Genomic DNA, 1,988 nt, shown 5'->3' on the forward strand with positions numbered 1-1,988 from the left:
TCTTCGGTTGCGGTGACTGCGGTCATGCTGCCGCCGTCGGGTAGGGCCTGCATCAGCCGGCCTCGCGCCGTGACCAGTCTGGCTGCGTCTGGCAGGGTCAGCACGCCCGCTACGTGTGCGGCCACCAGTTCACCGATGGAATGCCCGATCAGCACTTGCGGTGTGAGACCCCAGGAACACACCAGTTGGAACAGTGCCACCTCGATGGCGAACAACCCGGCCTGGGTATAGACCGTCTGGTTCAGCAATCCGGTCAGCGGACCGTCAGCTTCGGCGAGGACCACCTCGCGAACTGGATGTTCGACATGACCTGCCAGGCACCGGTCCAGCTCAGCACAGACCAGATCGAAGGCTTCCCGGAATACTGGGAATGCGGCATACAACTCCGCTCCCATCCCTGGCCGTTGAGAACCCTGACCGGTGAAGACCACACCGACCCCGGAACGATCACCACGAACACTGCCCACAACCAGCGACATGTCGGTGTGACCGTTACTGATACCCCGCAGCCCCGCCACCGCCTGATCCACATCAGCAGCGAGTACCACCGCACGGTGCTCCCATATCGCCCGCGAAGTCACCAACCCCCGCGCCACACCGTTCAGTGTCCCGGCACCAGCACCAGTTTCTAGTGCTGTCGCCACCGCCTGGGCCTGGGCAACCAGCCCCTTCGCCGACCGGGCGGACACCACCACTGGCACCACACCACCACGTATGGCGCCGTCGGTGTCAAGCGCGGCGGTGTCGCTGTCGGTGTCGGGCGTAGTGGGGCCGGTATTGGCTGTGGTGGGTGCTTGTTCCAGGATGAGGTGGGCGTTGGTGCCGCTGATTCCGAATGATGAGATGGCTGCGCGTCGGGGATGCTTGGTTTCGGGCCAGGGGATTGCCTCGTTCAGTAGGCGGACGTCTCCCGTGCTCCAGTCGATTCTGCTTGAGGGCTGGTCGGCATGGAGGGTTCGTGGCAGGATCCCCTGTCGCATTGCCAGCACCATTTTCACGACGCCGGCGACGCCTGCTGCGGCTTGTGCGTGACCGATGTTCGATTTCAGCGATCCCAGCCACAGCGGCTGCCCGTTCGTCCGTTCCTGGCCGTAGGTGGCCAGCAGGGCCTGGGCCTCGATGGGGTCCCCTAGCCTGGTTCCTGTGCCGTGGGCTTCTACCGCATCGACCTCGTCCGCGGAGACCCCGGCGTTTGCCAGTGCCTGGCGGATGACCCGCTGCTGAGCGGGCCCGTTGGGTGCGGTCAGCCCGTTGGACGCACCGTCTTGATTGATGGCCGAACCACGGATCACTGCCAGGACATCGCGGCCCTCGCGCAGCGCGTCGGACAGTCGCTGCAGCACCAGCACACCCACACCCTCGGCCCAGCCAGTGCCGTCGGCACCTTCCCCGAAGGCCTTGCACCGCCCGTCAGCAGCCAGACCACGCTGACGCGAAAACTCCACGAACATGCCCGGGGTGGCCATCACCGTCGCGCCACCGGCCAACGCCATCGAGCACTCACCCGAACGCAGCGACTGAACCGCCAGATGCAAAGCCACCAGCGACGACGAACACGCCGTATCCACCGTGACCGCCGGCCCCTCCACACCCAGCACATACGACACCCGGCCGGAGGCCACGCCGCCCGTTGTCCCTGTCAGGGCGAACCCTTCGACCGCAGCGGAAGCCTGATGCAACCGCGTTCCGTACTCCGTTGTCACCGCACCCGTGAACACGCCGATGTTCTGGCCCTGCACTGAGGTGGGATCGATCCCAGCCCGCTCCAATGCCTCCCAGGACGTTTCCAGCAGCAATCGCTGCTGGGGATCCATTGCCAACGCCTCACGCGGAGAGATCCCGAAGAATCCCGCATCGAACAATCCTGCGTCATGCAGGAACCCGCCATACCGGCCATAGGTCTTCCCCGACGCGTCCGGGTCGGGATCGTAAAGACCCTCGACATCCCAGCCCCGGTTGTCCGGGAACAACGACACCGCGTCCCGGCC

At 65.4% G+C, this 1,988-nt stretch carries 1 protein-coding gene; it reads right to left on the reverse strand.

All coding sequences use genetic code 11. The features are described 5' to 3' along the window. Window positions 1–1,988: type I polyketide synthase (locus PV350_RS46375; protein ID WP_500339284.1), on the reverse strand; the 1,988-nt coding region annotated here is incomplete at both ends.

Source organism: Streptomyces sp. PA03-6a (assembly GCF_033792765.1).
Lineage (GTDB): Bacteria > Actinomycetota > Actinomycetes > Streptomycetales > Streptomycetaceae > Actinacidiphila.